General features: G+C 68.4%; 24 protein-coding genes. 7 read left to right on the forward strand and 17 right to left on the reverse strand.

The window, feature by feature from the left end:
• Positions 1-20: 20 nt before the first annotated feature.
• Genes hsaC through hsaA form a run of 3 tightly spaced genes read right to left on the reverse strand, consistent with a single transcriptional unit; the run spans position 21 to position 2,976 of the window.
• The gene (gene hsaC, locus ACWEQQ_RS15915) at positions 21-920 is read right to left on the reverse strand and encodes an iron-dependent extradiol dioxygenase HsaC (protein WP_354831276.1); all 900 of its coding nucleotides are present in this window, start codon (positions 918-920) and stop codon (positions 21-23) included.
• 2 nt (positions 921-922) lie between these two features.
• Positions 923-1,801 carry a 4,5:9,10-diseco-3-hydroxy-5,9,17-trioxoandrosta-1(10),2-diene-4-oate hydrolase gene (gene hsaD, locus ACWEQQ_RS15920; RefSeq protein ID WP_452338287.1) on the reverse strand — a complete coding sequence of 293 codons (879 nt, stop codon included), beginning with the start codon at positions 1,799-1,801 and terminating at the stop codon, positions 923-925.
• Positions 1,802-1,806: 5 nt separating this feature from the next.
• Positions 1,807-2,976, reverse strand: a complete 1,170-nt coding sequence (gene hsaA / locus ACWEQQ_RS15925) for a 3-hydroxy-9,10-secoandrosta-1,3,5(10)-triene-9,17-dione monooxygenase oxygenase subunit (protein ID WP_354831271.1) — start codon at positions 2,974-2,976, stop codon at positions 1,807-1,809.
• 196 nt (positions 2,977-3,172) lie between these two features.
• Between hsaA and ACWEQQ_RS15930 the strand changes: the two genes are divergently transcribed.
• Together ACWEQQ_RS15930 and ACWEQQ_RS15935 are read left to right on the forward strand one after the other, a co-directional pair.
• Positions 3,173-4,378, forward strand: a complete 1,206-nt coding sequence (locus ACWEQQ_RS15930) for a Rieske 2Fe-2S domain-containing protein (RefSeq protein ID WP_452348727.1) — start codon at positions 3,173-3,175, stop codon at positions 4,376-4,378.
• Positions 4,378-4,707, forward strand: coding sequence for a hypothetical protein (locus tag ACWEQQ_RS15935; protein WP_040854414.1), 330 nt, complete (start codon positions 4,378-4,380; stop codon positions 4,705-4,707). The genes ACWEQQ_RS15930 and ACWEQQ_RS15935 overlap by 1 nt, the downstream gene beginning before the upstream one ends.
• An 82-nt stretch (positions 4,708-4,789) precedes the next feature.
• Here the strand turns inward: ACWEQQ_RS15935 and ACWEQQ_RS15940 are convergent, their stop codons facing one another.
• Both ACWEQQ_RS15940 and ACWEQQ_RS15945 read right to left on the reverse strand, forming a co-directional pair.
• Positions 4,790-5,200, reverse strand: coding sequence for a cupin domain-containing protein (locus ACWEQQ_RS15940; RefSeq protein WP_452338286.1), 411 nt, complete (start codon positions 5,198-5,200; stop codon positions 4,790-4,792).
• Between the two features lie 78 nt (positions 5,201-5,278).
• Positions 5,279-6,337: a saccharopine dehydrogenase NADP-binding domain-containing protein gene (locus ACWEQQ_RS15945; protein WP_452348728.1), complete on the reverse strand. Its 1,059-nt coding sequence runs from the start codon at positions 6,335-6,337 to the stop codon at positions 5,279-5,281.
• 96 nt (positions 6,338-6,433) lie between these two features.
• On the opposite strand from ACWEQQ_RS15945, the gene ACWEQQ_RS15950 reads away from it, so the two are divergent.
• The gene (locus ACWEQQ_RS15950; RefSeq protein ID WP_452348729.1) at positions 6,434-7,348 is read left to right on the forward strand and encodes an AraC family transcriptional regulator; all 915 of its coding nucleotides are present in this window, start codon (positions 6,434-6,436) and stop codon (positions 7,346-7,348) included.
• Between the two features lie 75 nt (positions 7,349-7,423).
• Positions 7,424-8,161 carry an SIR2 family NAD-dependent protein deacylase gene (locus tag ACWEQQ_RS15955; RefSeq protein WP_452338283.1) on the forward strand — a complete coding sequence of 246 codons (738 nt, stop codon included), beginning with the start codon at positions 7,424-7,426 and terminating at the stop codon, positions 8,159-8,161.
• Between the two features lie 5 nt (positions 8,162-8,166).
• Here ACWEQQ_RS15955 and ACWEQQ_RS15960 read toward each other — a convergent pair whose 3' ends face one another.
• Positions 8,167-8,919, reverse strand: coding sequence for a DUF427 domain-containing protein (locus tag ACWEQQ_RS15960; RefSeq protein WP_452348730.1), 753 nt, complete (start codon positions 8,917-8,919; stop codon positions 8,167-8,169).
• 163 nt (positions 8,920-9,082) lie between these two features.
• Between ACWEQQ_RS15960 and ACWEQQ_RS15965 the strand changes: the two genes are divergently transcribed.
• Positions 9,083-10,573, forward strand: coding sequence for an amino acid permease (locus tag ACWEQQ_RS15965; RefSeq protein WP_452348731.1), 1,491 nt, complete (start codon positions 9,083-9,085; stop codon positions 10,571-10,573).
• 282 nt (positions 10,574-10,855) lie between these two features.
• Here the strand turns inward: ACWEQQ_RS15965 and ACWEQQ_RS15970 are convergent, their stop codons facing one another.
• From ACWEQQ_RS15970 to ACWEQQ_RS16020, 11 genes are all read right to left on the reverse strand, one after another.
• The gene (locus ACWEQQ_RS15970) at positions 10,856-11,323 is read right to left on the reverse strand and encodes a YbjQ family protein (protein WP_452338280.1); all 468 of its coding nucleotides are present in this window, start codon (positions 11,321-11,323) and stop codon (positions 10,856-10,858) included.
• A gap of 75 nt (positions 11,324-11,398) precedes the next feature.
• Positions 11,399-12,277, reverse strand: coding sequence for an NmrA family NAD(P)-binding protein (locus ACWEQQ_RS15975; protein WP_452348732.1), 879 nt, complete (start codon positions 12,275-12,277; stop codon positions 11,399-11,401).
• A 9-nt stretch (positions 12,278-12,286) separates the two neighbouring features.
• On the reverse strand, positions 12,287-13,231 hold the full coding sequence (locus tag ACWEQQ_RS15980) for an LLM class F420-dependent oxidoreductase (RefSeq protein ID WP_452348733.1): 945 nt from the start codon (positions 13,229-13,231) through the stop codon (positions 12,287-12,289).
• A 68-nt stretch (positions 13,232-13,299) separates the two neighbouring features.
• On the reverse strand, positions 13,300-14,268 hold the full coding sequence (locus ACWEQQ_RS15985) for an RNA polymerase subunit sigma-70 (protein WP_452348734.1): 969 nt from the start codon (positions 14,266-14,268) through the stop codon (positions 13,300-13,302).
• A gap of 132 nt (positions 14,269-14,400) precedes the next feature.
• Positions 14,401-15,630: an MFS transporter gene (locus ACWEQQ_RS15990; protein WP_452348841.1), complete on the reverse strand. Its 1,230-nt coding sequence runs from the start codon at positions 15,628-15,630 to the stop codon at positions 14,401-14,403.
• Between the two features lie 131 nt (positions 15,631-15,761).
• Complete coding sequence (locus ACWEQQ_RS15995; protein ID WP_452338276.1) at positions 15,762-16,220, reverse strand: MarR family winged helix-turn-helix transcriptional regulator; 459 nt, start codon at positions 16,218-16,220, stop codon at positions 15,762-15,764.
• Positions 16,221-16,352: 132 nt separating this feature from the next.
• Positions 16,353-17,396 carry an acyl-CoA dehydrogenase family protein gene (locus ACWEQQ_RS16000; RefSeq protein ID WP_452338275.1) on the reverse strand — a complete coding sequence of 348 codons (1,044 nt, stop codon included), beginning with the start codon at positions 17,394-17,396 and terminating at the stop codon, positions 16,353-16,355.
• 82 nt (positions 17,397-17,478) lie between these two features.
• On the reverse strand, positions 17,479-18,522 hold the full coding sequence (locus ACWEQQ_RS16005) for an acyl-CoA dehydrogenase family protein (RefSeq protein WP_452348735.1): 1,044 nt from the start codon (positions 18,520-18,522) through the stop codon (positions 17,479-17,481).
• 19 nt (positions 18,523-18,541) lie between these two features.
• Positions 18,542-19,672, reverse strand: coding sequence for an acyl-CoA dehydrogenase family protein (locus ACWEQQ_RS16010; RefSeq protein ID WP_452348736.1), 1,131 nt, complete (start codon positions 19,670-19,672; stop codon positions 18,542-18,544).
• Positions 19,673-20,590 carry an enoyl-CoA hydratase gene (locus ACWEQQ_RS16015; protein ID WP_452338272.1) on the reverse strand — a complete coding sequence of 306 codons (918 nt, stop codon included), beginning with the start codon at positions 20,588-20,590 and terminating at the stop codon, positions 19,673-19,675. It abuts the gene before it with no gap.
• Positions 20,587-22,134 (reverse strand): FadD3 family acyl-CoA ligase, encoded by a 1,548-nt coding sequence (locus ACWEQQ_RS16020; RefSeq protein ID WP_452348737.1) that lies wholly within the window; start codon positions 22,132-22,134, stop codon positions 20,587-20,589. The genes ACWEQQ_RS16015 and ACWEQQ_RS16020 overlap by 4 nt, the downstream gene beginning before the upstream one ends.
• 71 nt (positions 22,135-22,205) lie before the next feature.
• Here ACWEQQ_RS16020 and ACWEQQ_RS16025 point away from each other — a divergent pair, with 71 nt between their 5' ends.
• Positions 22,206-23,426, forward strand: coding sequence for an acyl-CoA dehydrogenase family protein (locus ACWEQQ_RS16025; RefSeq protein WP_364606757.1), 1,221 nt, complete (start codon positions 22,206-22,208; stop codon positions 23,424-23,426).
• The gene (locus ACWEQQ_RS16030) at positions 23,423-24,217 is read left to right on the forward strand and encodes an SDR family oxidoreductase (RefSeq protein ID WP_452338270.1); all 795 of its coding nucleotides are present in this window, start codon (positions 23,423-23,425) and stop codon (positions 24,215-24,217) included. The genes ACWEQQ_RS16025 and ACWEQQ_RS16030 overlap by 4 nt, the downstream gene beginning before the upstream one ends.
• The last annotated feature ends 184 nt before the right edge of the window (positions 24,218-24,401 follow it).

A 24,401-nucleotide genomic window follows, 5' to 3' on the forward strand; every position in this document is an offset into this window, starting at 1 on the left:
GGCCGCCCCTGTTCGTCTCGCTACTTGAATCCGACGCTGAAGTCGTGGCCCCACAGGCTGACCGCGGTGGATTCCCGCGCGATCCACGAGTGGTCGTCGACTTCCAGTCCCTCACAGCCGAATTCGATGTCGAACCCGCCCGGCGTCTTCATGTAGAACGAGAGCATCTTGTCGTTGATGTGCCGCCCGAGGGTGGCCGACATCTTCACCTTCTTGCGGTTGGCGCGGTCCAGGCAGAGGCCGACGTCGTCGGAGTTCTCCACCTCGACCATGAGGTGCACGATGCCCGTCGGGTTCGGCAGCGGCAGGAACGCCAGCGCGTGGTGGCGCGGGTTGCAGCCGTAGAAGCGCAGCCAGGCCGGGTCGCCGTCGGCGGGACGGCCCACCAGCTGCGGAGGCAGCCGCATGGAGTCGCGCAGCCGGAAGCCCAGCACGTCCTGGTAGAACGCCTGCGCCGCAGCGTCGTCCGTGCAGGTGAGGACCACGTGGCCCAGGCCCTGCTCGGCGGTGACGAACTTGTGGCCGTAGGGGCTCACGAAGCGGCGGCCCAGGTACTGCGCGCCGTAGAACGCCTCGAGGGTGTTGCCGGCCGGGTCCTGGAACCGGATCATGCCCTCGACCCGGCGCTCGCCGAGCTCCTCCTTGGTGCCCTCGGTGAAGGCGACCCCGGCCTTGGACAGGGTCTCGCGCAGCTGCTGCAGCCCGCGGGCGTCGGTGACCTCCCAGCCCGAGACCAGCAGCCGGTCCTGCTCACCGGGGACGATCACCAGCCGGGCGGCGAAATCGTCCATGCGCAGGTAGAGCGCGTCGGGGTTGAGCCCGTCGCCTTCCATCATGCCGAGCACCTTGAGGCCGTACTCGCGCCAGGCCGCCATATCGGTGGCCTCGATGCGCATGTAGCCGAGCGCCTTGATACTCATGCTCACTTCTCCTTGACGCCGAGCAGGAAGTCGGTTGCCAGGCGGTTGAATTCGTCGAACTTCTCCAGCTGTGCCCAGTGTCCACAACCGCCGAAGACATGCAACTGCACGCGCGGCACCATCTTCAAGGCGACCAGGGCGCCGTCGATCGGGTTGACCCGATCCTCGCGGCCCCAGATCATGAGCACCGGCTGCCGCAGCTTGAACGCGTCGCGCCAGATCATGCCCTTGGCGAAATCGGGTCCGGCGAAGGACTTGCCCATGGCGCGGGTGGCGGCCAGCGACTCCGGCTGCGAGGCCGAAACGAAGCGCTCCTCGACGAGTTCCGGCGTGATCAGCTTCTGGTCGAAGACCATGATCCGCAGGAACGCCTCCAGGTTCTCCTTCGTGGGTTCGAAGTTGAACTTGGACAGCAGCTTCACGCCCTCGGTGGGGTCCGGCGCGAACAGGTTGGTGGACAGGCCGCCCGGGCCCATCAGCACCAGCTTGCCGGCGCGGTCCGGGTAGTCCAGCGCGAAGCGGGTGGCCGCGCCGCCGCCGAGCGAATTGCCCAGCAGGTGTACGCGTTCGGTGATGCCGAGGGTGTCGAGCAGGTCCTTCAGCGCCGAGGCCGAGTGCACGAAGTACTGCGGGTGCTCGGTCGGCTTGTCGGATCGTCCGAAGCCCGGCTGGTCGACCGCGAGGACGTGAAAGTCCTCGGCCAGCACCGGAATGTTCTTGGCGAAGTTGGACCACGAGGACGCGCCCGGACCGCCGCCGTGCAGCAGCACGATGGTGGGGCCGTTGCCGACCCCGGCCTCGTGGTAGTGCAGCTTCAGGTCCGGCCGCACCTGCGCGAAGCGCGAGGTGGACTCGTAGGTGATTTCTCCCACTGCGGTCATGGGGATTACACCATTCCGTCGGTGACCGGGAGACCGAAGGCGTGGGTGCCGTACATGACGTAGGCGCGCTCCGGGTCCTGCGAGGCGTGCACGCGGCCGGCGTGGGCGTCGCGCCAGAAGCGCTGCAGCGGAGTGCCTTCCACGAGCGCGGTGGCGCCGGCGGCCTCGAACAGGCGGTCGACGGAGGCGATCACGCGGCCGGTGGCACGCACCTGGTCACGGCGGGCGGCGGCGCGCATCTCGAACGGAACGTCCTTGCCCGCCACGATGCACGCGTACTCGTCGGCGATATTGCCCGACAGTTGACGCCAGGCGGCGTCGATGTCACTGGCGGCCTCGGCGATCCGGACCTTTGCGAACGGGTCGTCCTTGGTGTTCTCGCCCGCGAAGGCGGCCCGGACGCGCTTGCCCTGGTGCTCCACGTGGGCCTCGTAGGCGCCGTAGCCCATGCCGATGATCGGCGCGGTGATGGTCGCCGGGTGGATGCTGCCCCACGGCATCTTGTACAGCGGGTCGGTATTCTGCTCCAGGCCAGGCGATTTCAGTTCGCCCATGGTTCGCATGCTGAGGAAGCGGTGCCGGGGTACGTACACGTTCTCGACCACGACGGTGTTGGAACCGGTGCCGCGCAGGCCGACCACGTGCCACACGTCGTTGATCTTGTACTCGCTCCGCGGGATCAGGAACGAGCCGAAGTCGACCGGCTTGCCGTTCTTGATGACCGGTCCGCCGACGAACACCCAGTCGGCGTGGTCGGAGCCGGAGGACCAGGCCCACGAACCGTTGACGATGTAGCCCTCGCCGTCCTCGGTCACCACGCCCGCGCCCATCGGGGCGTAGGAGGAGGAGATCCGGACCTCGGTGTCGTTGCCCCACACCTCTTCCTGCGCGCGCTGGTCGAACAGCGCCAGGTGCCAGTTGTGGATGCCGAGGATGCCGGCGCACCAGCCGGTGGAGCCGCACGCGCTGGCGATCTTGCGGACGGTGTCGTAGAAGATCACCGGGTCGCAGGCGTAGCCGCCCCACTGCTTGGGCTGCACGAGCTTGAAGAAGCCGGTCGCCTGCAGATCCTTGACGGTCTGGTCGGGAAGGCGGCGCAGATCCTCGGTCTCCTGGGCGCGCTCACGCAGGGTCGGCAGCAGCGCCTCGACCCGCTCAACTACTTCTTGCGTCATCTCGCCAGTTGCTCCTGCCTGGTGTTACGGGAAGCGGTCTTCGTTTGCCCCTGAGAGTAGAACACGTTCCTATTCCTGTCGAGAACGCAGTACAAGCGCAGCTCAGAGTGCCCCTATCCAGGTAGTGGGACCTATCGCTGGCCAACCGCCAGCCGATTTTGTAACGTGTTCTAGTACATCCATAGGAGGATCAACGATGGCGACAAGCGCCCAAGGGCCCCGCGGGAAGGTCCGCGAGATCGACGTGGGCTCGATGCCCACCCGCTACGCCCGGGGTTGGCACTGCCTCGGCCTTGCCAAGGACTTCCGTGACGGCAAGCCGCATGCGGTCAACGTATTCGGTACCAAGCTGGTCGTTTTCATGAACAGCCAGAACGAACTGAAGGTACTGGACTCCTACTGTCGTCACCTGGGCGGCGACCTCTCCATGGGTGAGGTCAAGGGCGACTCCATCGCGTGCCCGTTCCACGACTGGCGCTGGGGCGGCGACGGCAAGTGCACCGGCATCCCCTACGCGCGGCGCGTGCCCCCGCTGGCCCGCACCCGCGCGTGGATCACGCTCGAGCGCAACGGCCAGCTGTTCGTCTGGCACGACCACGAGGGCAACCCGCCGCCGGACGAGGTGACCATCCCGTACATCGAGGGTCCCTACACCAATGCCGACGGCAGCGCGTCGGAGACACTCGACGAGGGCTGGACCGACTGGACCTGGCACTCGCTGCTGATCGAGGGCTCCAACTGCCGCGAGATCATCGACAACATCGTGGATATGGCGCACTTCTTCTATATCCACTACGCCTTCCCCACGTTCTTCAAGAACGTGCTCGAGGGTCACGTCGCCACCCAGTACCTGGAGACCAAGGCCCGGCCGGACATCGGCAACGCGGCCAAGGCCGGCATCGACGTGCTACTCAAGTCCGAGGCGTCGTACTTCGGGCCGTCGTACATGATCAACCCGCTGCTCAATATCTACAGCGGCTTCGAGGTCAAGACGGTCCTCATCAACTGCCACTACCCGGTCACACAGAACTCCTTCATGCTGCAGTGGGGCGTCTCGCTGGAGAAGCCGAAGGGGCTGCCCGAGGAGCAGGCGCAGATGTTCGCGGCCAAGATGACCGAGGGCGTCAGCGAGGGCTTCCTGCAGGACGTCGAGATCTGGAAGCACAAGTCCAAGATCGACAACCCGCTGCTGACCGAGGAGGACGGGCCGGTCTACCAGCTGCGCCGCTGGTACGACCAGTTCTACGTCGATGTCGCCGACATCGACCCGAAGTCGGTGCAGCGCTTCGAATTCGAGATCGACACCTCCAAGGCCAACGAGGCCTGGGGTCTCGAGGTCGAGGAGAACCTGCGGAAGAAGCGAGAGGCCGACGAGGCCGCCGCGCAGGAGGCGAACGTCTGATGACCAGCTGGGCGAAGGCACCCGATTTCGCGGACCGGCCGGAACAGCGAGCACAGGTGCGCGCCCAGACGGTCCTCGACAAAGAGCACTACATGGAGTCGGGGCTGACACCGATCGCGTGTCAGACCTGCGGCACCGAGGTGCTCGTGCGCAAGCACAGCCACAATCAGAAGACGGTGCAGTGGACGGTCGATCCGGCCGCACACTGCCCGGTCTTCCGCAAGCTGGCCGAGTCCGGGCCGACCACCGGTAAACCGGACTCCTGCCCGAACCTGGAGAAGACCATCGATCACGCGGTCGCGGAGGGTCTGCTCGGGATCGACGACTGAGTCGTCGGACCACCGATTTCCTTGCTTCGTGCCCGCCGCGCACCGCGCGGCGGGCACGAGAACCGAAGAGTGGGTTCGCGGCTCAGTCGAGCCGGAAGTCGGCGAAATCGAATCCGGGGGAGACGACACAACTCACCAGCACGTAGTCGTCACCTGCCGGACGGGCGGCCTGGCTGATTCCGCCGGGAACCACCGCCTGGGGGCGTTGCCCCTGCTCGACATCGGGTCCGAGGACGATCTCCTCACCCCCGATGTTCAGCAGCAGCGGACCACCCCGATGCCAGCACCAGATCTCGTCCGACGTCACCGTGTGCGGCGCGGACTTCTCACCGGGCAGCAGCAGGAAATAGATGGCCGTGCCGGTCGCGCGCGGACCCGGGTAGCCTGCCGGCTCGAATTCCACTCCGCTGCGCCAGGTTTCCCGATACCAGCCGCCCTCGGGATGCGGCACCATATCCAGTTCAGCGGCCAGCTTCGGACGGTCGTCGCTCATGGTCCCCACTGTATTGCGGGGCTCGACCGAATTCCCGGTACTGCGAGCGCGTTCGGCCGGGCGTCATCGACGGCCGTCTCATGCCCCGGTGATCGTCCAGGTGATGCCGCGGGGCGCGAGCGAATCCAGGAAGTCCGCGGCGTCGAAGGCCTCCGAGGGCGTGAGCACACCCGGCTGCACGGCGCCGCCGGCGAGCCGCACGGCCGCTTCGACCGCCATCAGACCCGAATCCCGGTAGGAATCGACCCCGCTGACCACGCCGCGCCACGCCCGGCCGTCCGCGGCGGTGGCGTCCACGATCATGTCGTAGCGCAGATCCGAAGCGGCACTGGGCTTTTCCGGCAGACCGGCCACCAGCTCGGCGGTCAGGCCGGTGATGTTGGCCCGGAACACGCTGTCGACGGCGCCGGTGACCGACGCGGCATCGGTGTGACGCGGGATGGTGAGCACCGCGGGGAAGGCGAACTTGGCCACCGCGGTCGGCTCGGTGTCGCCGGGGTACAGCATGGGCGCCGGATCCGCCGGGCCGGTGCGGAACTCGCCGTCGGCATAGTGCCAGCCGCCCGCGCGGAACCAATCCAGGCCGGCCAGTAGGGTTTTCGCGCTGCCGCGGGAGCCGTCCCCGCCGCTGCGGCTGTGGTGGCTGATCACGAATCCGACCGGTCCGGCGACACGCGCGGCGAGCAGCTCCGCGAGCAGATCGGCGGGGAGATTGCTGTCGGTCACCGAGGAGAGGACCGTCACCCCGGCACGCTCGGCGCGCGGGCCGTACTCGTCGAGGACCCGGCGGAGAAACAGCTGCTCGCCCGAGATGTCGACATAGTGCGTGCCCGCGTCGACGGCGGCGGCCAGGATGGGCTCGCCGAGGTCCACGTAGGCGGGCAGGCTGCTGATCACCACATCCGCACCGGTGAACGCCGCGACCAGGGCGGCGTGATCGTCCACCGCCGCGATCCGGATCTCGGCCTGCGGCAGCCCGGCCGCGTCGGCAGCGGCGCGCAGCCGATCCGCATTGCGGCCCACCAGGATCGGGGCCAGGCCGCGGCGATCCAGCTCGGACAGGATGTAGCCGCCTGTGTGGCCATTCGCGCCGTACACGGCGATGGTGGGGGTCTGCGAGGTTTCGTGTGTCGTCATGTGAATGAAGCTATTCGCGTGCGGTGAGCATATGAATGGCTGAATTACTCAGTCCAATGCTCGAAACGCTCACCACGTGAGCAGTATGGTGTCGAGGTGGACATCCTCAGCGAGACCGTCGCCGCCATCCGGACCGGCAACCCGGCCTCGGGACTCTTCATCCGGCACGCGCCGTGGGGCCGTCGCTATCCGACGGTGCCCGGCGCGGGATTCCATGTGGTGCTTCAGGGTTCGTGCTGGGTGCTGCCGCCCGGCCGGGAGCCGGTCGCGCTGGGAGCCGGCGATGTGCTGTTCATGCCGCGCGGCGAGCACCATGATCTGGCCGACGCGCTGGGGACGCCGATCACCGAGGTCGCCGCGCCGGGCGAGCCGCGCGAGATCGCGGGTCCGGGCGCGCGGACGGCGCTGGTGTGCGGTGCGTACGAGCTCGGGCGGCACCGCAGCCACCCGCTGCTCGACGACCTGCCGGAATTCATCCACCTTCCGGCCCGCCCCGGCCGCCACCCGGCCCTGCGGTCCGCCGTCGATCTGCTCGCCGCCGAGATCGCCGAACCGCGACCCGGCACCGACGCCGCCATCCCCGCGTTGCTCGACACCCTGTTGCTGTTCATGCTGCGCGCCTGGTTCGACGAACAGTCCACAGCGCCGACCGGCTGGGCCGGCGCCTTCGGCGACCCGGCCGTATCCGATGCGCTGCGCGCGATTCACGCTGCGCCGGAACGGAGTTGGACGGTCCCGGAGCTGAGCGCCGTCGCCGGGGTCAGTCGCGCCACCCTCGCTCGCCGCTTCCTGGCCACGGTCGGCGAGCCGCCGCTGTCCTATCTGACCCGCTGGCGCATGCTCACCGCCGCGCGGCTGCTGCGCGAGACCGACACCCCGCTGGCCGGCGTGGCGAGGAAGGTCGGCTACCAGAGCGAATTCGCCTTCGCCAAGGCCTTCAAACGCCAGTACGGCTCGGCCCCCGGCCAGTACCGCCGCATCGACGATGAACATGCCGTTCTGGCGGTCTGAACGCGGACCCGGCTCGTCGCGCGGCAGCCGGCGGACAGGCGGCGGGCTGGGTGGGGTCGGCATAGGCTGAGCAGTGTGACGGACTGGCGTGCACGCAGGGGACCGATCGGCGTCTTGACCGGCGCGGGGATTTCGACCGACTCCGGAATACCGGATTTCCGTGGGCCGCGCGGGGTTTGGACCGAGGATCCGATCGCGGAGCTGCTGTCGACGTATCAGAACTATGTGGCGGATCCGGAGCTGCGCACCCGGGCGTGGCTGGCGCGGCGGGACAATCCGGCCTGGCGGGCGACACCCAATGCGGCACATCGGGCCCTGGTGCGGCTGGCTGCCTCGGGGCGGGAGGTCGGCATCATCACCCAGAACATCGACCGGCTGCACCAGCGGGCCGGGTCGGACAGCGTGGTGGAGATCCACGGCAATATGTTCGAAGTCGTCTGCATCGACTGCGATTTCACCGATTCCATGGCCGCCACCCTGGAACGGGTGGCCGCGGGCGAGCCGGATCCAGCGTGCCCGGACTGCGGCGGCATCCTGAAGGCGGCCACCGTCATGTTCGGCCAGCAGCTCGACACCGCCGCCATTCGCGCGGCGGTGCAGATCGCCGAGAACGCCGAAATCTTTCTGGCCGTGGGCAGTTCACTCCAGGTCGAGCCCGCCGCGTCCATGTGCGCGGTGGCCGTGGACGCGGGGGCCGACCTGGTCATCGTGAACGACGAGCCGACCCCCTACGACGACTACGCCGCCGAGATCGTGCGCGACCCGATCGGGGCGGCGCTGCCCCGGCTGGTGTCGGAGATCCTGGGGGACTGAGGGTTTCAGCTGAACGGCGTCTTGGGGCGCGGCATCATCTCGCCGTCCACCCAGATGTCGACCTTCTCGTTGTAGAACGAGGCCAGCCCGGCGATCTTCTGGCTCTCCGGCAGCGGGGTGCGGTAGATCCACACCAGGTCCGGGTGGCTGGTCTCGCCCAGCTGGATGTTCCAGTACTCGGCGTGGCCCTTGTACGGGCACGACGTCCTGGTCGCCGACGGCCGCAGCAGGTCCATGCGGATATCGGTGAGCGGCAGGTAGTAGCGGGCGGGCAGCCCGGTCTCGAACAGGATGCGCGGGGAGTGCGAATCGGCCAGCGTCTCGCCGTCCAGTTCGACCCGGATGTGGCGGGAGCTGGCGAGGATGTCCACCCGGGTGTACGGGTCGCGGGGGTGGACGTAGATGGGCTCGTCCTCCTCGAACCACTCGTCCATGGCCTGGAAGTCCAGTTTCACCAGGTCGCGCAGTTCCGGAATCGGGGAGTCCAGGTGCCGGACGGCCGCGCCCGCCGCGGTGACGCCGTCGGCGACCACATCGAATTCGGTGCCGTCCCCGCGGCTGGGGGAGTGGCGGGTCTTGCCGTTGGGCTCCAGCTTCACCCGCAGGTCGGCGGCCGGCAGATAGTAGGTGGGGTAGTGGGGTCCTTCCCATACCAGCGTCGGATTGACGGTATCGGCGGCCAGGTGACCGCCCAGGTAGGCGCGTACCCGCTTGGCGCTCGGTTCGACGCGTACCCGGCCACGCTGTGTCTCGGTCATACCTCCTGACGGTACGCCCGTGGGTAAACCGCTGTCGGGGAGCAGGATTCGCGTACCGGCGGCAGCCCGGGAAACCGTGGCCCGACCGGCGATTTTTCCTGCCTGACCAGGGTCGATATGGTGTTCGGGCAACACTCGAGCAACACAAGAAGGTGGCGGTCAGATGTCGGAAACCGGCAGTGTCCAGAAGCTGGAGCCCGGCAGTCCCCCCGAGCCGGAAACCGGTAGTGCCGGGAAGCCGGAGCCCGGCAGTACCCAGCTGACGGAACCGGGCGGCGAGCAGCAGGGACTGCGTACCGGACTCCGGCGCCGGCACATGACGATGATCGCCATCGGCGGCGCGATCGGCGCGGGCCTGTTCGTGGGCAGCGGCTCGGTCATCCAGACCGCCGGGCCCGCCGCCATCCTGTCCTACGCGGGCGCCGGACTCGTCGTGCTGTGCGTCCTGCGGGCGCTCGGCGAAATGGTGGTGGCCCGCCCGGTCGCCGGGTCCATGGGCGAGTACGCGCGGATGGCGATGGGACCGTTCGCCGGATTCACCGTCGGCTGGCTGTACTGGTACCTCTACGTGATCCTGGTCGGGGCCGAGGCGGTGGCCGGCGCGGCCATTCTCGGCAACTGGATCGACCTCGACCAGTGGGTCCTGTCCGCTGGACTGCTGATCGTCATGACCGTGGTCAACCTGGTGTCGGTGAAGTCGTTCGGCGAGTTCGAGTTCTGGTTCGCCTCCATCAAGGTGGTGGCGATCGTGGCCTTCCTGGCCATCGGACTGGCCTGGGTGTTCGGGCTGTGGCCGGGCTCGGACGCGGGCTTCGGCAACCTGACCCGGCACGGCGGCTTCGCGCCCAACGGGATCGGCGGCGTCTTCTCCGCCATCGTGGTGGTGATGTTCGCGTTCGGCGGCACCGAGATCGTGACGGTGGCGGCCGCGGAATCCAAGGAGCCGGGCCCGGCGGTGGCCCGCGCCACCAACAATGTGCTGTGGCGGGTCGGCCTGTTCTACGTGGCCTCGATCTTCCTGGTGGTGACCATCCTGCCGTGGAACGACGCCAAGGTGCTGACGAGCCCGTTCGTGAGCGCGCTCGAGCACATCGGGATTCCGGCCGCCGGCACCATCATGCAGGTCGTCATCCTGACCGCGGTGCTGTCGGTGCTGAACTCGGCCATCTACGTCTCCTCCCGCATGCTCTACGTCCTCACCCGCGACGGCGACGCCCCCGCCGCCCTGGTGAAGCTGAACAAGCGCGGCGTCCCCGCCCGGGCCGTCCTGCTCGGCACCGTCGCCGCCTGGGGTGCGGTCATCGCCTCCTACGTCTCACCCGACCAGGTCTTCACCTTCCTGGTGAACTCCATCGGTGTCGTCCTGGCCTTCGTCTACGTGGCGATCATGTTCTCCCAGTTGCGACTTCGCGCCCGCCTCCGCCGCGAGGACCCCTCCGCCCTCACCTACCGCATGTGGGGCTATCCCTACATCAGCTGGGCCGTCGTCATCGCCCTCTTCGCCGTCTTCGTAGCCATGGCTCGCAACCCCGACCAGCGCAACCAGCTCATCGCCTCCACCATCAGCCTCCTGGCAGTCATGGCGATCTACCCCCTGCGCGCCAAATTCGGCCGCAAGCAGCCGGTCCGCGACGTAGAGGTCCTCCACCACTGACGCAAACAGGTTGCGACGCACCGAAATTCGCAACGAATCGGGCGATTCCCGACAGATGTCAATAGATTTCGAACTGACATTCGATCAAGCAACCTGTCTTCGACAGCATGATGCCTGCGTATCACCTTCCGACCGCGGCGAATCAACGGAAGATCGATGCCGTGGCGGCGATGCTGCTCTGGTGGCAGCGAGGGTTGGTGATGTGCAGTACATCCAGGTCCGCAAGCTGAAGGCGGGCGCTGCGCAGCTCGGTTGGCTGAGTGAACTGCCGGCACGCCATGGCTATTGGTTGGGCTTGATGACGACCGCAGTGCCGTAGGCCGCAACTTCGCTCATGGTATTGGCAATCTCATTGCAGTCGAACCGCATTGCGATCACCGCGTTGGCGCCGAAGGCGATAGCGTGTTGGCACATGCGCATGATCGCCTCATGGCGGGACTGATAGAGCAGCTGGGTGTATTCGTGGATTTCGCCGCCGCCGAGGGCGCGGAAGCCGGCTGCGAAGTTGGCGCCCAGGCCGCGGCTGCGGACGGTCAGGCCTGCGACCTCGCCGATCACCTTGACGATTTCCTGGCCCGGGACATCGTTCATGGTGGAGACCAGGATCGGGAACTGCGGGCCAGGCTGCTGCTGCGGCTGCGGCTGGCCCTGCTGCGGGTAGGGGGCCTGGCCCTGCGGGGGATACGGCTGTTGGCCTTGCTGCGGGTACTGCTGCTGGTATGGCTGTTGCGGCGGCATCGGCTGGTTCATGAGCGGGATCGTACGGGGTCGAACCCAACGCGGACCGAACCGGAATGGCACGGCCCGCATCGGGTTGGCCCGAGGTCAGGCGGTGAATGCCGGGGCGTTGCGGCGGGCGAATTCGGCGAAGGTGGTTGGGGTGACGCCGAAGCGTTCGTGGGTGGACACGTCGATGTGGGCTTCGGGGGATCCGGCGCGGCCGGCGTAGAGCTCGTCGAGCAGGTCGATGACCGGGCCGGGTAGGCCCTGCTCGGCGTGCAGCTCGCGTTTGCGCCGGCGGGTCACGAGCTCGTAGGTGAACGTGGTTCCCGTTGCGGCGGAAAGCTGTTCGACGATCTCGGTGGAGGTGAGGGCCTCCGGGCCGGTCATGTCGAACGCCTGGCCTTCGATGCCCTGGGCCCGCATCATGGCGACGCAGACTTCGGCGATGTCCTGGATGTCGACCGGGGCCAGTCTGCTCGCGCCGATCGGCATGACCAGCGCGCGGCGGGCGCTGTCGACTCCGGTCAGCGCGTTCGGCAGGTACATCTGCATGAACTGGCTGGGACGCAAATGCGTCCATGCGAGGCCGGAAGCCTCCAGATAGGCCTCGATCTCCAAATGCCAGCGGGTGCCGCGAAAAGCCGTGAGATCGAAGGTGGTTCCGGATTCCTTGCCGCCGAATTTCACGATGTGCCGCACCCCGAATTGTTTGGCGGCGTCGATGAATCGGCACTGGGTTTCCAGCATGCGGTCGCGCGGGGAGGAGATCATCAGCGCCCGGTCGACGCCCTCCATGGCGGGTTCGAGCGTATCGGCGTGCAGCATGTCGCCGACCACGACCTCTATGGTCGGTTCCGCCGCGGCGAGCCGCACGGCCTTGGCGGGGTCGCGCACCAGCACGCGAACCGGGACCTGCTGTTTCACGAACTCGCGCAGGACGATGGAACCGGCCGCGCCGGTGACTCCGGTGAGCAGGAACATGGGTCTACCTCACTTCTGTATGAACGCGGATGCGAAGGTGCGCAGGGTGTTCGGGTCGAGGGCATTGCCGAAGCCGACGACGAGTTCGTCCACTCCGGCCTTCTCGTAGGCGGTGAGCCGTTCGGCGATGGTGTCGAGGGTGCCGATCAGGCCGTAGTCGGCGAGGTTGCCGGGAAACACCAGCGGCGCCCACGGCGGCACGGCCGCTCGCGCCTGCTCGTCGGTGTCGGCGATGATGCAGTAGGACGTCGAAGTCTTTGTGATGGAAGAGAATTCGCGTCCGACATCGGCGCAGTGCCGGGCCAGGATCTCGAATTTGCGGGCCACCACATCCGGCGGCTCCTGTACGTTGCACAGGTCGGCATAACGGGCGACCAGCCGCAGGGTCACCTTCTCACCGCCGCCCGCGACCATCAGCGGAATGTGCGGATGTTGTACTCCCGCAGGCTGATTCACGACACCGTCGGCGCGGTAATAGTCGCCGTCGAAGGTGGTGGAGGGTTCGGTCCACATCGAGGCGATGATCCGCAGCGCCTCCTCCAACCGCCGCAATCGTTCGGGCGCGGCCGGGTAGTCGTAGCCGAAGGCCTGATACTCCTGCTCGTACCAGCCCGCGCCGATGCCGAAGGTGGAGCGGCCGCCGGAGATGACGTCCAGGGTCGAGGCCATTTTCGCGAGCAGCGCCGGATTGCGGTAGCCGTTGCCGGTCACCATTTGCCCGAGCCGGATGGTCCGGGTCTCACGGGCCAGCGCGGACAGTGTCGTCCAGACCTCGAAGACATAGGCCCCGGGTGGTCCGAAGGGTATGAAGTGGTCCGGGGCCCACAGGGTGTGGAACCCGCAGTCGTCGGCGGCGACCGCGAGTTCACGCATGGCTTCGAAGGCGGCGGTCGGGTCGCTGTAACCGGCGAATTCCTGGGTGGTGCCGGTCGGTAGATACAGGCTGAGTTTCATGACGAGGATTCCTTTCGTGCGGTGGTCGGGATAGAGACCACGTCGGCCCGCGAAAGGAATCGCCGCCCTCAGTGCCCCGGGTCGACCTCGGGAAACCCGAAGTGGCGCACTATGCCCGGGTCGATGAAGGCGGTCACGTGGGTGACGTGCCGGTCGTCGACGGCCAGCACCACCACGCCGAATGCGGTGAGCGCCGGGTCCGCGTGCTCGCCCCGGTAGGCGACCATGGCGGGCTGCCCGTTCGCGATCACCGGATACAGCCGGTACTCCCCGGATCGCGCCCAGATCAGCAGCCGCTCGATGCAGTGTGTCCTGCCCGCCAGCCAGCGGCCCGTAGCGGTGGATTCGAGAATGGCGTCGTCGCGCAGCAGCTCGGTGAGCCCGGCCACGTCCGCGTTCTCGAACGCGGTGATATAGCGCTCCAGCAGGGCCCGCGCGTGCGGGGAATCCGGTTCGATCACTGCGTCCGCTCGCGGGGATACCTCGTCGAGTTTGGCGCGGGCCCGCTGTAGTGCGCTCTTGGTCGCCGCGAGACTCATGCCGAGCAGGTCGGCGACCTCCGCGGCCGGGTAGGCCAGCACCTCCCGCAGGATGAACACGGCCCGCTGCCGTGGCGGCAGATGCTGCAGGCTTGCCACGAGCGCCAGCCGCAGACTCGACCGACCGGCGACGATCTCGGCCGGGTCCGTATCCGGCCAGCGCTCGGGGAACGGTTCCAGCCACAGCTGTTCCAGTTTGGCCCCGGATCCCGCCGCGGCGGGCCCCAATCCGGATGGCAGTACCCGGCGCTGCTTGTTCGTGACCGCGGTCAGGCACAGGTTGGTGGCGATCCGATACAGCCAGTTCCGCGTCGACGCCCGCCCCTCGAACGCCTCCCAACCCCGCCAGGCTCGCAGATATGTTTCCTGTACCAGGTCCTCGGCCTCGTGCACCGAGCCGACCATCCGATAGCAGTGCGCGATCAGCTCGCCGCGATACGACTCGGCGGCGCGGAGGAATTCCTCGCGATCGAGATCACCGGACACGGTCGACGGCATGGCAGCTCCCCGGGACGTAGCGATGTCGATATTCAGACGACCCGGACAGTCGAAAGTAATCGCCAGGGGTGGCGACGTGCGGATATGTGAACGGACCGCACCCCTTGGGATGCGGTCCGCGGCATGGACGGATCAGTCTTCGCCGAAGGTGATGGCCTGGGCCTCCGCCGGGGTGTGCGCGGCGGGGGCGTGATCGTCCATGTGGGACAGGAGCTTTCGGCCGGAGCACAGGACGGCGACCGCGGCGGCGGTGCAGGCGGCGCCGACCCAGAAGGGGAGGGACGCCTGGTGTTCGCCGAGTTTGCCTGCCAGGTAGGGCGCGGCGGCACCGCCGGCGAAGCGGACGAAGCTGTAGGCGGCCGAGGCGGTGGAGCGTTCGACGGGGGCGGCCTCCATGACGGCCTCGGTGATCAGGGTGTTGTTGGCGCCGAGGAACAGGCCCGCCAGGACGGTGCCGACGATGAGGACCGGCTTGTGGTCGGTGAACACGGCCATGACCGCGAGATCCGCGGCGAACAGGGCGAGCGCGAGCGCCATCATGGGCACGGTTCCGAAGGCGCGCTGCAGTTTCGGGGCGAAGACCACCGAGGACAGGGCGAGCAGCAGACCCCAGCCGAAGAAGATGAATCCGATCGAATAGGTGCCCATGTTCAGCGGGAACGGGGTGTACGCGAGCAGGGTGAAGAATCCGTAGTTGTAGAGCAGCGCGGTCACGCTCACCAGCAGCAGGCCCGGGTAGGTGAGGGCCTTGAACGGCGCGACGATCGAGGTCGGCTTCGCGGGCTTCGGCGACTCCGGCAGCAGCACCACCAGGGCGATGAACGCGACCCCCATCAGGACCGAGACGCCGAAGAACGGTGCGCGCCAGGTGAAGTGGCCGAGGAACCCGCCCACCAGCGGACCCGACGCGATGCCGATGCCCAGCGCCGCCTCGTAGAGGATGATGGCGCGGGCGACGCCGCCGGTGGCCGCGCCCACGATGGTGGCCAGCGCAGTGGCGATGAACAGTGCATTGCCCAGACCCCAGCCGGCGCGGAAGCCCACGATCTGCCCGACCGTGCTGGAACTGCCTGCGAGAGCGGCGAACACGACGATGACGGCCAGGCCGGCCAGCAGGGTCCGCTTGGCCCCGAAGCGGCTGGAGATGACACCGGTGATGAGCATGGCCACGCCCGTGACCAGCATGTAGCTGGTGAACAGCAGTGTCACCTGGGACGGTGAGGCGTGCAGCTGCTCGCCGATCGGTTTCAGGATCGGATCCACCAGCCCGATGCCCATGAAGGCGATGACCGAGGCGAAGGCGACGGCCCACACCGATTTGGGCTGCTTGGGTTTCGAGGTGGCGGCGCTGGTTTTCGACAGGGTGGCGTTGTCGGGGCCGACAGCCGCGGGGAAGGCGGGCCGGGTGCTCGGGCTGGTGGTCACGGGAGAGTCCTCATCTACGAATGATGGTGAGTCGCAGCTGCTTTCGGTCGAGTTGCGAGGGGCTGGATTCAGGCTCCGGCGGCCTTGAAGGCCTCGGCGAGGTCGTTCAGGTCCCGGCTCAGGCGGGTGAGCAGGGCCGGATCGAGGTCGGGAAGGCGCGCGGCGAGTGCGTTTCCGAGGTGGTTCCGGGTGGCGGCCAGCCGGTCTCGTCCCGCGGGCGTGAGTTCGACGACCACGGCTCTGGAGTCGTCGGGATCCTTGGTCCGCGTGGCGAGACCGGCGTCGGTCAGCCGTCCGATCAGCGCCGTTGCTGCCGGTTGCGAGCATCGGTCGACGCGAGCGAACTCGCTGATCCGCAGGGGGCCGTACTCGTCGAGGGTCCCGAGGGCCCGCATGACGGCGTGTGGAAGATCGATGCCGCCGAGTACTCCGGCCAGGCGGTTGAGCCGTGAGGTGGCGACGACGATGTCGACCAGCCGCTGCCCGGTGTCCTCCGGGGTGAGCTCGGTTGCCTGTCTCAGCTGCACCCGTTGATTGTTGCATAAGCTAACTATGTAGTTACATAGGCTAACGATATTTTGTCGCGTGAGATACCGCACAACGCAAACGGCCCGTGCGCAGCGAACTGCGCACGGGCCGTTTCCGGAAAGGATTCGCCGCTAGGCCGGACGGGCGAGCGGTCGGGCGGGAGTGCCGAAGAGCTGGGCGTCGGCGTGGGCGCGCTTGAAGAACAGGTGCGCGTCGTGCTCCCAGGTGATGGCGATGCCGCCGTGCATCTGGACGGTCTCGGACACCACCGAGTTGAAGGTGTCGATGGCATGCAGGCGGGCGGACTGGACGTCGACCGCCTCGACCGCGCCCTCGGCCAGGCCCGCGATGGCCAGGTACGCGATGGAGCGGGTCGACTCGACCAGCACGTACATGTCGGCCATGCGGTGCTTGAGCGCCTGGAAGCTGCCGATCGGGCGACCGAACTGCACACGGGACTTGGAGTACTCGACGGTCATGTCGAGGCACTGCTCGGCCGCGCCGAGCTGCTCGGCAACCACTGCCGCCCAGGCGATTTCACGCAGACGGGCGACATTCGGCGCGCCCAGCGGACGGGCCGCGACCGAGTCGAAGTCGATGCGCGCCAGCTTGCGGGTCGGATCCTGGGTGACGACCGCGGTGCGGGTGACGCCCGCGGCCGTGCCGTCCACCTCGAACAGGCCCGCGGCGGTCAGTACCAGCAGGGTGTCGGCGTGCACGCCGTCCAGCACGTAATGCGCCGAGCCCGAGAGCTTTTCGCCCTCGGCGGTGACCCCGAACGAGTCCCAGCCGCGCGGCCCGGCCCAGCACAGCGCCAGCGTGCGGACACCCTCGGCGACCTCCGGCAGCAGCCGCTCATTGGCCTCGGCGTTCCCGGCCAGCAGCAGCGCCTGCACACCCAGCACGGCCGAGCCGAGCATGGGCGGCGCGGACAGCGTGCGCCCGAGCTCCTCGACCACCAGCAGGGACTCGACCAGACCGACCCCGACGCCGCCGAACTCCTCCGGAATCGCCAGCGCGGCGACACCGACCTGCTCGCACAACAGCTTCCACAGCTGCTCGTCGTAGCCGCGCTCGCTCTCCAGCCCGCGCCGCATGGCCGCGCTGTCCCCGTGCTTGGCCAGCACCGCGCGCACGGTGGTCGCGAGTTCCTGCTGTTCGGCGGTGAGGCTCATGCCTTCGCTCCCATGTCGTAGAAGTGATTCGAGTGTGTCGCCCGGCGGCCGGGCGTGCTCGGCGCCCCGGCCGCCGGGGTGCTCATGCGACGTTTCCGGCGCGGAGAGCGGCGGCGATCCGGGCGCGGTGTTCGGCCGGGGTGCCCCAGGCCGAGCGCAGCGCGGTGACCTTGGTCAGCCACAGCGACAGATCGCATTCGGCGGTGTAGCCGATGGCGCCGTGCACCTGCAGTGCGATGCGGGCGGCCTGGTAGGCGGCCTCGCCGCAGGCCAGCTTGGCCGCGGAGATGTCGCGGCCGCGGGTCTGCGCGTCCGCGCCGGACTCCAGGGTCAGGGCCGCCCGGTAGAGCAGCGGCTGCGCCATGTCCAGCCCGATGTGGGCATTGGCCACGTGGTGCTTGATGGCCTGGTAGCGCCCGATCGGGGTGCCGAACTGCTGCCGCTGTTTGACGTACTCGACGCTGGTGTCCAGCAGCGCCCGGCCCGCGCCGAGCAGCTGCGCGGCCGCGGCCAGGGCGGCGGTGTCGAAGGCGAGATCGATGGCGGCACCGACGCCTTCGCCCTCGGCCAGGGTCTCGCCGGCGGTCACCGTGAACAGGCGGCGGGCGGCGTCCACCGACGTCACCAGCGCACCGGCGGTGGCCAGCGCGATGCGGTCGCCCTCCGCGATCAGCACCAGGTCGGCGATGTCGGCATCCAGCGCGGTGGCCGCGCCCTCGGCCCGGCCCGCATTCGCGCCGGCCGTGGCGGTCACCGCGAGGGTGCCCAGCTTCGCGCCCTCGGCCAGCTCGGGCAGCCGCTCGGCGGCGAGCGCCGAGTCCGGAAGCGCCTGCAGCAGTGCGGGAATCGCGGCGGCGCTCTCCACCAGCGGGCCCGGCACCGCGGCCCGGCCGATCTCGGTGAAGGCCACGATCATCTCGACCGGGCCCGCGCCGAAGCCGCCGTTCTCCTCGGAGACGGTCAGGCCCAGCGCGCCCGCCTCGGCCAGCTGGCCGATGAGTGCGCGCCCAGCGGCGGAATCGCCCGCGCCCCATGCCCGGACGACGCCGGGAGTCTTGGCGGCCTCGCTCATCTTGCGCAGGCTGGCGGCGAAATCGTTCTGTTCTGCGGTCAATGCGAATCGCATGTCGTCGTCCTCCGGGTGGCTATCGCGGCAGGCCGAGCAGGCGTTCGGCGATGATATTGCGCTGGATCTCGTTGGTACCGGCGTAGATCGGGCCCGCCAGCGAGAACAGGTAGCCGTCCGTCCAGGCCGATTCCTGTTCCGCGGCCGCGCCGTGCAGATCGAGCGCGGTCTCGTGCATGGCGATGTCCAGATCCGACCAGAACACCTTGTTCACCGAGGATTCCGCGCCGAGCTGACCGCCCTCGGCCAGCCGGGTCACGGTGGCCCAGGTGTTGAGGCGGTACGCCTCCGCGCCCACCCAGGCGTCGACCACGCGGTCGGCGAGGGCGGTGTCGGACTCGGCGGCCGCGCCCCGCCACAGCTCGATGAGCTTGTTGGCGGTGGCATTGAACCGGCCCGGCGAACGCAGCGACAGGCCGCGCTCGTTGCTGGAGGTGGCCATGGCGACCTTCCAGCCGTTGTTCGGCTCGCCGATCACGTCCGCATCCGGCACGAACACGTTGTCCAGGAAGATCTCCGCGAAGCCCGGCTCGCCGTCCAGCTGCGGAATCGGCCGCACCGTAATGCCTTCCGCGGTGAGCGGGAACATCAGGTAGGTCAGGCCGCGGTGGCGCTCGGCCTCCGGATCGCTGCGGAACAGGCCGAAACCCCAGTCCGCGAACGAGGCTCGCGAACTCCAGGTCTTCTGGCCGTTGAGCAGCCAGCCGCCCTCGGTGCGCTTGGCGGTGGAGCGGATGCCCGCCAGGTCGGAGCCGGCCTCCGGCTCGGACCACGCCTGCGCCCAGATGTCGTCGGCGCGCGCCATTCTCGGCAGGATGCGGGCCAGCTGCTCCGGCGAGCCGTGCTCGAACAGGGTCGGCGCGAGCAGGAAGATGCCGTTCTGCGAGACGCGGCCCGGCGCGCCCGCGGCGTAGTACTCCGCCTCGAAGATGACCCACTCGGTCAGCGAGGCGTCGCGGCCGCCGTACTCGGCGGGCCAGGCCACACACGACAGGCGGGCCTCGGCGAGTTCGGCCTCCCACGCGCGGTGCGCCTCGAAGCCCTCCTTGGTGTCCATGGAGGGCAGGGGAGTGGCGGGCACATTGGCCGCCAGGAACTCGCGCACCTCGGCGCGGAACTCCTCTGTCTTGGCGTCGAATTCGAGATCCACTTATTTCGCCCCGTCGTTGTTGGCGGATTCTGTTTCGCGGCCGGCAGCGGCGTCGGTCGCGGCGGCCTTCATGGACTTGGCGTTCATCCCGCCCAGCGAGTCCGCGCCGACCTCGGCATTGTGGGCGTGCGCGAAGTGGTGCAGCCCGAACACCGAGTCCATGCCGGCCCGCATGCCCATCAGGTCCTCACACTGGTTGACGGCCTTCTTGGTCAGCGCCAGCCCGAACTGCGGCATCTCCGCGATCTTGTCGGCCAGCGCGAAGGTTTCGGTCTCCAGATCCGAGCGCGGGACGACACGATTGACCATGCCCCACTCGTAAGCCTGTGCGGCGGTGAAACGTTCGCCGGTGAACAGGATCTCCTTGGCGCGGCGCGGCCCCAGCACCCACGGGTGCGCGAAGTACTCGACGCCCGGAATGCCCATGCGGACAACCGGATCGGAGAAGAACGCGTCCTCGGAGGCCACGATCATGTCGCAGGACCAGGCCAGCATGAGCGCACCGGCGATGCACGCGCCCTGCACCATGGCGATGGTCGGCTTGGGGATCTCCCGCCAGCGGCGGCACATGCCCAGGTAGACCTCGGACTCACGGGCGAAGCGCTGATCGCCGCCCGGGCGATCGGTGTGGTCCCACCACAGCGCGGCCTTGTTCTCGTACTTGATGTGGTGGTCGCGGCCCGGCGTGCCGATGTCGTGGCCCGCGCTGAAATGCTTTCCGGCGCCGCCCAGCACGATCACCTTGACCTCCGGATCCTCGACGGCCCGCACGAAGGCGGCATCGAGGGCGTAGGTCATGACCGAGTTCTGCGCATTGCGGTAATCCGGCCGGTTCAGCGTGACGACCGCGATCGGCCCCCGCTTCTCGTAGCGGACGACCTCGCCCTCGTCCGGGATGGGTCCGAGTTCCTGACTCATGCGGTCTCCTCACGTAGTTGCCGCTTGAGAACCTTTCCGGCGGCGTTGTAGGGCAGCTCGTCGCGGAATTCCACGTACCTGGGCACCTTGAAGTTGGCCAGCTGCGCCTTGGCGTAGGCCTGCACGTCGTCGGCGGTCAGCTCCGAGCCGGACCGGCGCACCACGAACACCTTGCCGACCTCACCCATGCGCTCGTCCGGCACGCCGATGACCGCGGTCTCGGCGACACCGTCGAGCCGGGCCATGGTCTGTTCCACCTCGGCGGGATACACATTGAAGCCGCCGGAGATGTACATGTCCTTGAGCCGGTCGGTGACCTTCATGTAGCCGCGGTCGTCGATGACGGCGACGTCACCGGTGTGCAGCCAGCCGTCGGCGTCGACGGTCGCGGCCGTGGCCTGCGGATCGTCGAGGTAGCCGCGCATCACCTGGTCGCTGCGCAGCAGCAGTTCGCCATTGTCGGCGAGCTTCATCTCGAAGCCGTCGATGGTGCGCCCGCAGGTATTGGCGATGGTCTCGCTGGAGTCCTCGGGCCGGCACATGGTGCCGAACCCGCCGGATTCGGTCTGCCCGTACGCGGTCAGCACCACCTCGAAATCGAGCTCGCTGCGCATTCTTTCGATGAGCACGACCGGCACGGTGGCCGCGCCGGTGACCGCGACGCGCAGGCTGGACAGGTCCGCCCCGTCGCGCTCCGGGTGGTCGAGGATGGTCTGGTGGATGGTCGGCGGACCGGTCAGCACGGTGATGCGCTCGCCCTGGATGAGCCGCATGCTCTCCCGCACGTCGAACACGGCCTGCGGAATCATGGTCGCTCCGGTGACCAGGCTGGTGATGATGCCCGCCTTGTACCCGAAGCTGTGGAAGAACGGCGGCACGATCAGATAGCGGTCGGTGTTGTTCAGCGTCGCGCAGTCGGCCCAGGCCCGGGCGCTGCTCAGCACCTGGTGGTGCGCGATGAGCACGCCCTTGCTGCGCCCGGTGGTGCCGGAGGTGAACAGGATGTCCGACAGATCGTTCGGCGATACCGATTCCGCGCGGGCGATGACCTGCTCGAGGCTCACCGCCTCGGCCACCTTGCCCAGTTCCGACCAGACGATGGCGTCCTCGACGGGGGCCTCGCCCTCGACGGGGATCACGATGGTGGTCTCGATGCCCAGTTCCGGTGCGGCGGTCCGCAGTTCGGTCAGCCGGTCGCGCCCCAGGAATTCGCCCGTGATGAACAGCGCCTTGGCATGCACCCGCGACAGCACATCCGCCGCCTCGGCGGCCACGTACCGGGTATTGAGCGGAACGATCGCCGCACCCACGTAGTGGCTCGCCAGCACCGCGGTCACCCAGTGATGCGTGTTGGGCGCCCAGATGCCGATGCGGTCGCCGCGCTGAATGCCGCGCGCCATCAGCGCACGCGCGGTCTCACGCACCGAGTCCAGCAGTTGCGACCAGCTCAGTCGCACGGCACCGTCGCCGACAGCGGGCGCGTCACCGTAGGCGTGCGCGGCCGCGTGCAGAGCGAGCGGTGTGGTCTGCGGAGGAGATGTCACAGGGCTTCCTCGCTGTCCGGGAATGGGTCTAACAAAGCAAGTGCTTGGTAGGTTACTCTACCGACGTGAGCATGATCCAGACCCCCGAACCGGCCAGCGGGATTGAGCCCCCCGAGGACGCCGAATTCCGTGCTGAGGTGCGCGAATGGCTGGCCGAGAACCTGAACGGCCAGTTCCGCGAGCTGCGCGGTCTGGGTGGTCCCGGGCGCGAGCACGAGGCCTTCGAGGAGCGGCTCGAATGGGATCGCGCCCTCGCCGCCGCCGGCCTGACCTGCCTGGGCTGGCCCAAGGAGTGGGGCGGCCGCGACGCCACCCTGCGCCAGCAGGTCATCTTCCACGAGGAATACGCCAAAGCCGATGCCCCGAGCCGGGTTTCGCACCTCGGCGAGGAACTGCTCGGACCCACGGTCATCGCCTTCGGCACCGAGGAGCAGAAGAAGCGCTTCCTGCCGGGCATCCGCAATGTCACCGAGCTGTGGTGCCAGGGCTATTCGGAGCCGGGCGCGGGCTCGGACCTGGCCGCCGTCACCACCTCCGCTCAGCTCGAGGGCGACGAATGGGTGATCAACGGCCAGAAGATCTGGACCTCGCTGGCGCACCTGTCCGACTGGTGCTTCGTGGTCGCCCGCACCGAGAAGGGCTCGACCCGCCACCACGGTCTGTCCTACCTGCTCGTCCCCATGAAGCAGCCGGGCGTCGAGGTGCGGCCCATCATCCAGCTCACCGGGACCGCGGAATTCAACGAGGTCTTCTTCGACAATGCCCGCACCGCCGCCGATCTGGTGGTCGGGCAGCCCGGCGACGGCTGGAAGGTCGCCATGGGCACGCTCACCTTCGAGCGCGGCATCTCCACCGTCGGCCAGCAGATCCGCTACGCGCGCGAACTCGCCGACCTCGAGGCCGTGGCCCGGGAGAACGGGGCGATCGAGAACCCGGTCCTCGCAGACCGTTTCGACAAGGCGTGGGTCGGCCTGCGGGTGCTGCGCGCGCACGTACTGCGCACCCTGGAGTCCGGCCACGACGGAGCCTCCGTGGACGCCCGCACCGCCGCCGGGCAGGCCTCGGTGACCAAGCTGCTGTGGGCCAATTGGCATCGCGGCCTGGGTGAACTGGCCATGGACGTGCTCGGCGCGCCCGGCCTGATCGCCGACGGCCCGGGCGATGACCTCAATGCCTGGCAGCGCATGTTCCTCTTCACCCGTGCGGACACCATCTACGGCGGTTCGAACGAAGTGCAGCGCAATATCATCTCCGAGCGCGTGCTCGGACTTCCCCGAGAGGCTCGACCGTGACCGATTTGTCCACCGCTCCCGACATCACCCCCGGCCACAACCTGCTCGCGGGCAAGATCGCGGTGGTGACCGCCGCCGCGGGCACCGGCATCGGTTCGGCCACCGCGCGCCGCCTGCTCTCCGAGGGCGCGGACGTGGTGATCTCCGACTGGCACGAGCGTCGCCTGAAGGAGACCGAGCAGGCGCTGCAGGCCGAATTCCCGGACCGCCGAATCGCTTCCGTGCCCTGTGACGTCAGCTCGACCGAGCAGGTGGACGCGCTGGTCGCCGGTGCCGTCGCGGCGCTGGGCCGGATCGACATCATGGTCAACAATGCGGGCCTCGGTGGTGAGGTGCCGGTCGTGGACATGACCGACGAGCAGTGGGACAAGGTCCTCGACATCACGCTGAACGGGACCTTCCGCGCAACTCGTGCGGTGCTCAAGTACTTCCGCGAGGCCGGCCACGGCGGCGTCATCGTCAACAATGCCTCGGTCCTGGGCTGGCGCGCCCAGCACGGCCAGGCCCACTACGCCGCCGCCAAGGCCGGCGTCATGGCGCTGACCCGCTGCAGCGCGGTCGAGGCCGCCGAGTTCGGCGTGCGCATCAACGCGGTGGCCCCCTCCATCGCCCGCCACGCCTTCCTGGACAAGGTCACCTCGGCCGACCTGCTCGACCGCCTGGCCGCGGGCGAGGCCTTCGGCCGCGCCGCCGAGCCGTGGGAGGTGGCCGCCACCATCGCCATGCTCGCCAGCGACTACACCACCTACCTGACCGGCGAGGTGGTCTCCATTTCCAGCCAGCGCGCGTAATTCGTATTACTCGCCTGCGCGGCCGAATTCGTGCGTTCGGCCGGCACGAAATGCTGTGCCGTACGGTCGCAGCTTTTCTGACTGCCGCGTCCCTCAGGGGGCGCGGCAGTGCCCGTTTTATCGGCTGCGAAAAATGGCTGGCGCGTCGAGGGGGCGGTTGTGCAATCCTGGTTTAGGCCGGTAC

Source organism: Nocardia sp. NPDC004123, assembly GCF_053603795.1.

Excerpts from the sequence above, each read along its gene's own strand:
- hsaC (WP_354831276.1), bottom strand. The coding sequence starts at position 920 with ATGAGTATCAAGGCGCTCGGCTACATGCGCATCGAGGCCACCGATATG.
- hsaD (WP_452338287.1), bottom strand. The coding sequence starts at position 1,801 with ATGACCGCAGTGGGAGAAATCACCTACGAGTCCACCTCGCGCTTCGCG.
- hsaA (WP_354831271.1), bottom strand. The coding sequence starts at position 2,976 with ATGACGCAAGAAGTAGTTGAGCGGGTCGAGGCGCTGCTGCCGACCCTG.
- ACWEQQ_RS15930 (WP_452348727.1), top strand. The coding sequence starts at position 3,173 with ATGGCGACAAGCGCCCAAGGGCCCCGCGGGAAGGTCCGCGAGATCGAC.
- ACWEQQ_RS15935 (WP_040854414.1), top strand. The coding sequence starts at position 4,378 with ATGACCAGCTGGGCGAAGGCACCCGATTTCGCGGACCGGCCGGAACAG.
- ACWEQQ_RS15940 (WP_452338286.1), bottom strand. The coding sequence starts at position 5,200 with ATGAGCGACGACCGTCCGAAGCTGGCCGCTGAACTGGATATGGTGCCG.
- ACWEQQ_RS15945 (WP_452348728.1), bottom strand. The coding sequence starts at position 6,337 with ATGACGACACACGAAACCTCGCAGACCCCCACCATCGCCGTGTACGGC.
- ACWEQQ_RS15960 (WP_452348730.1), bottom strand. The coding sequence starts at position 8,919 with ATGACCGAGACACAGCGTGGCCGGGTACGCGTCGAACCGAGCGCCAAG.
- ACWEQQ_RS15965 (WP_452348731.1), top strand. The coding sequence starts at position 9,083 with ATGTCGGAAACCGGCAGTGTCCAGAAGCTGGAGCCCGGCAGTCCCCCC.
- ACWEQQ_RS15970 (WP_452338280.1), bottom strand. The coding sequence starts at position 11,323 with ATGAACCAGCCGATGCCGCCGCAACAGCCATACCAGCAGCAGTACCCG.
- ACWEQQ_RS15975 (WP_452348732.1), bottom strand. The coding sequence starts at position 12,277 with ATGTTCCTGCTCACCGGAGTCACCGGCGCGGCCGGTTCCATCGTCCTG.
- ACWEQQ_RS15980 (WP_452348733.1), bottom strand. The coding sequence starts at position 13,231 with ATGAAACTCAGCCTGTATCTACCGACCGGCACCACCCAGGAATTCGCC.
- ACWEQQ_RS15985 (WP_452348734.1), bottom strand. The coding sequence starts at position 14,268 with ATGCCGTCGACCGTGTCCGGTGATCTCGATCGCGAGGAATTCCTCCGC.
- ACWEQQ_RS16000 (WP_452338275.1), bottom strand. The coding sequence starts at position 17,396 with ATGAGCCTCACCGCCGAACAGCAGGAACTCGCGACCACCGTGCGCGCG.
- ACWEQQ_RS16005 (WP_452348735.1), bottom strand. The coding sequence starts at position 18,522 with ATGCGATTCGCATTGACCGCAGAACAGAACGATTTCGCCGCCAGCCTG.
- ACWEQQ_RS16015 (WP_452338272.1), bottom strand. The coding sequence starts at position 20,590 with ATGAGTCAGGAACTCGGACCCATCCCGGACGAGGGCGAGGTCGTCCGC.
- ACWEQQ_RS16025 (WP_364606757.1), top strand. The coding sequence starts at position 22,206 with ATGATCCAGACCCCCGAACCGGCCAGCGGGATTGAGCCCCCCGAGGAC.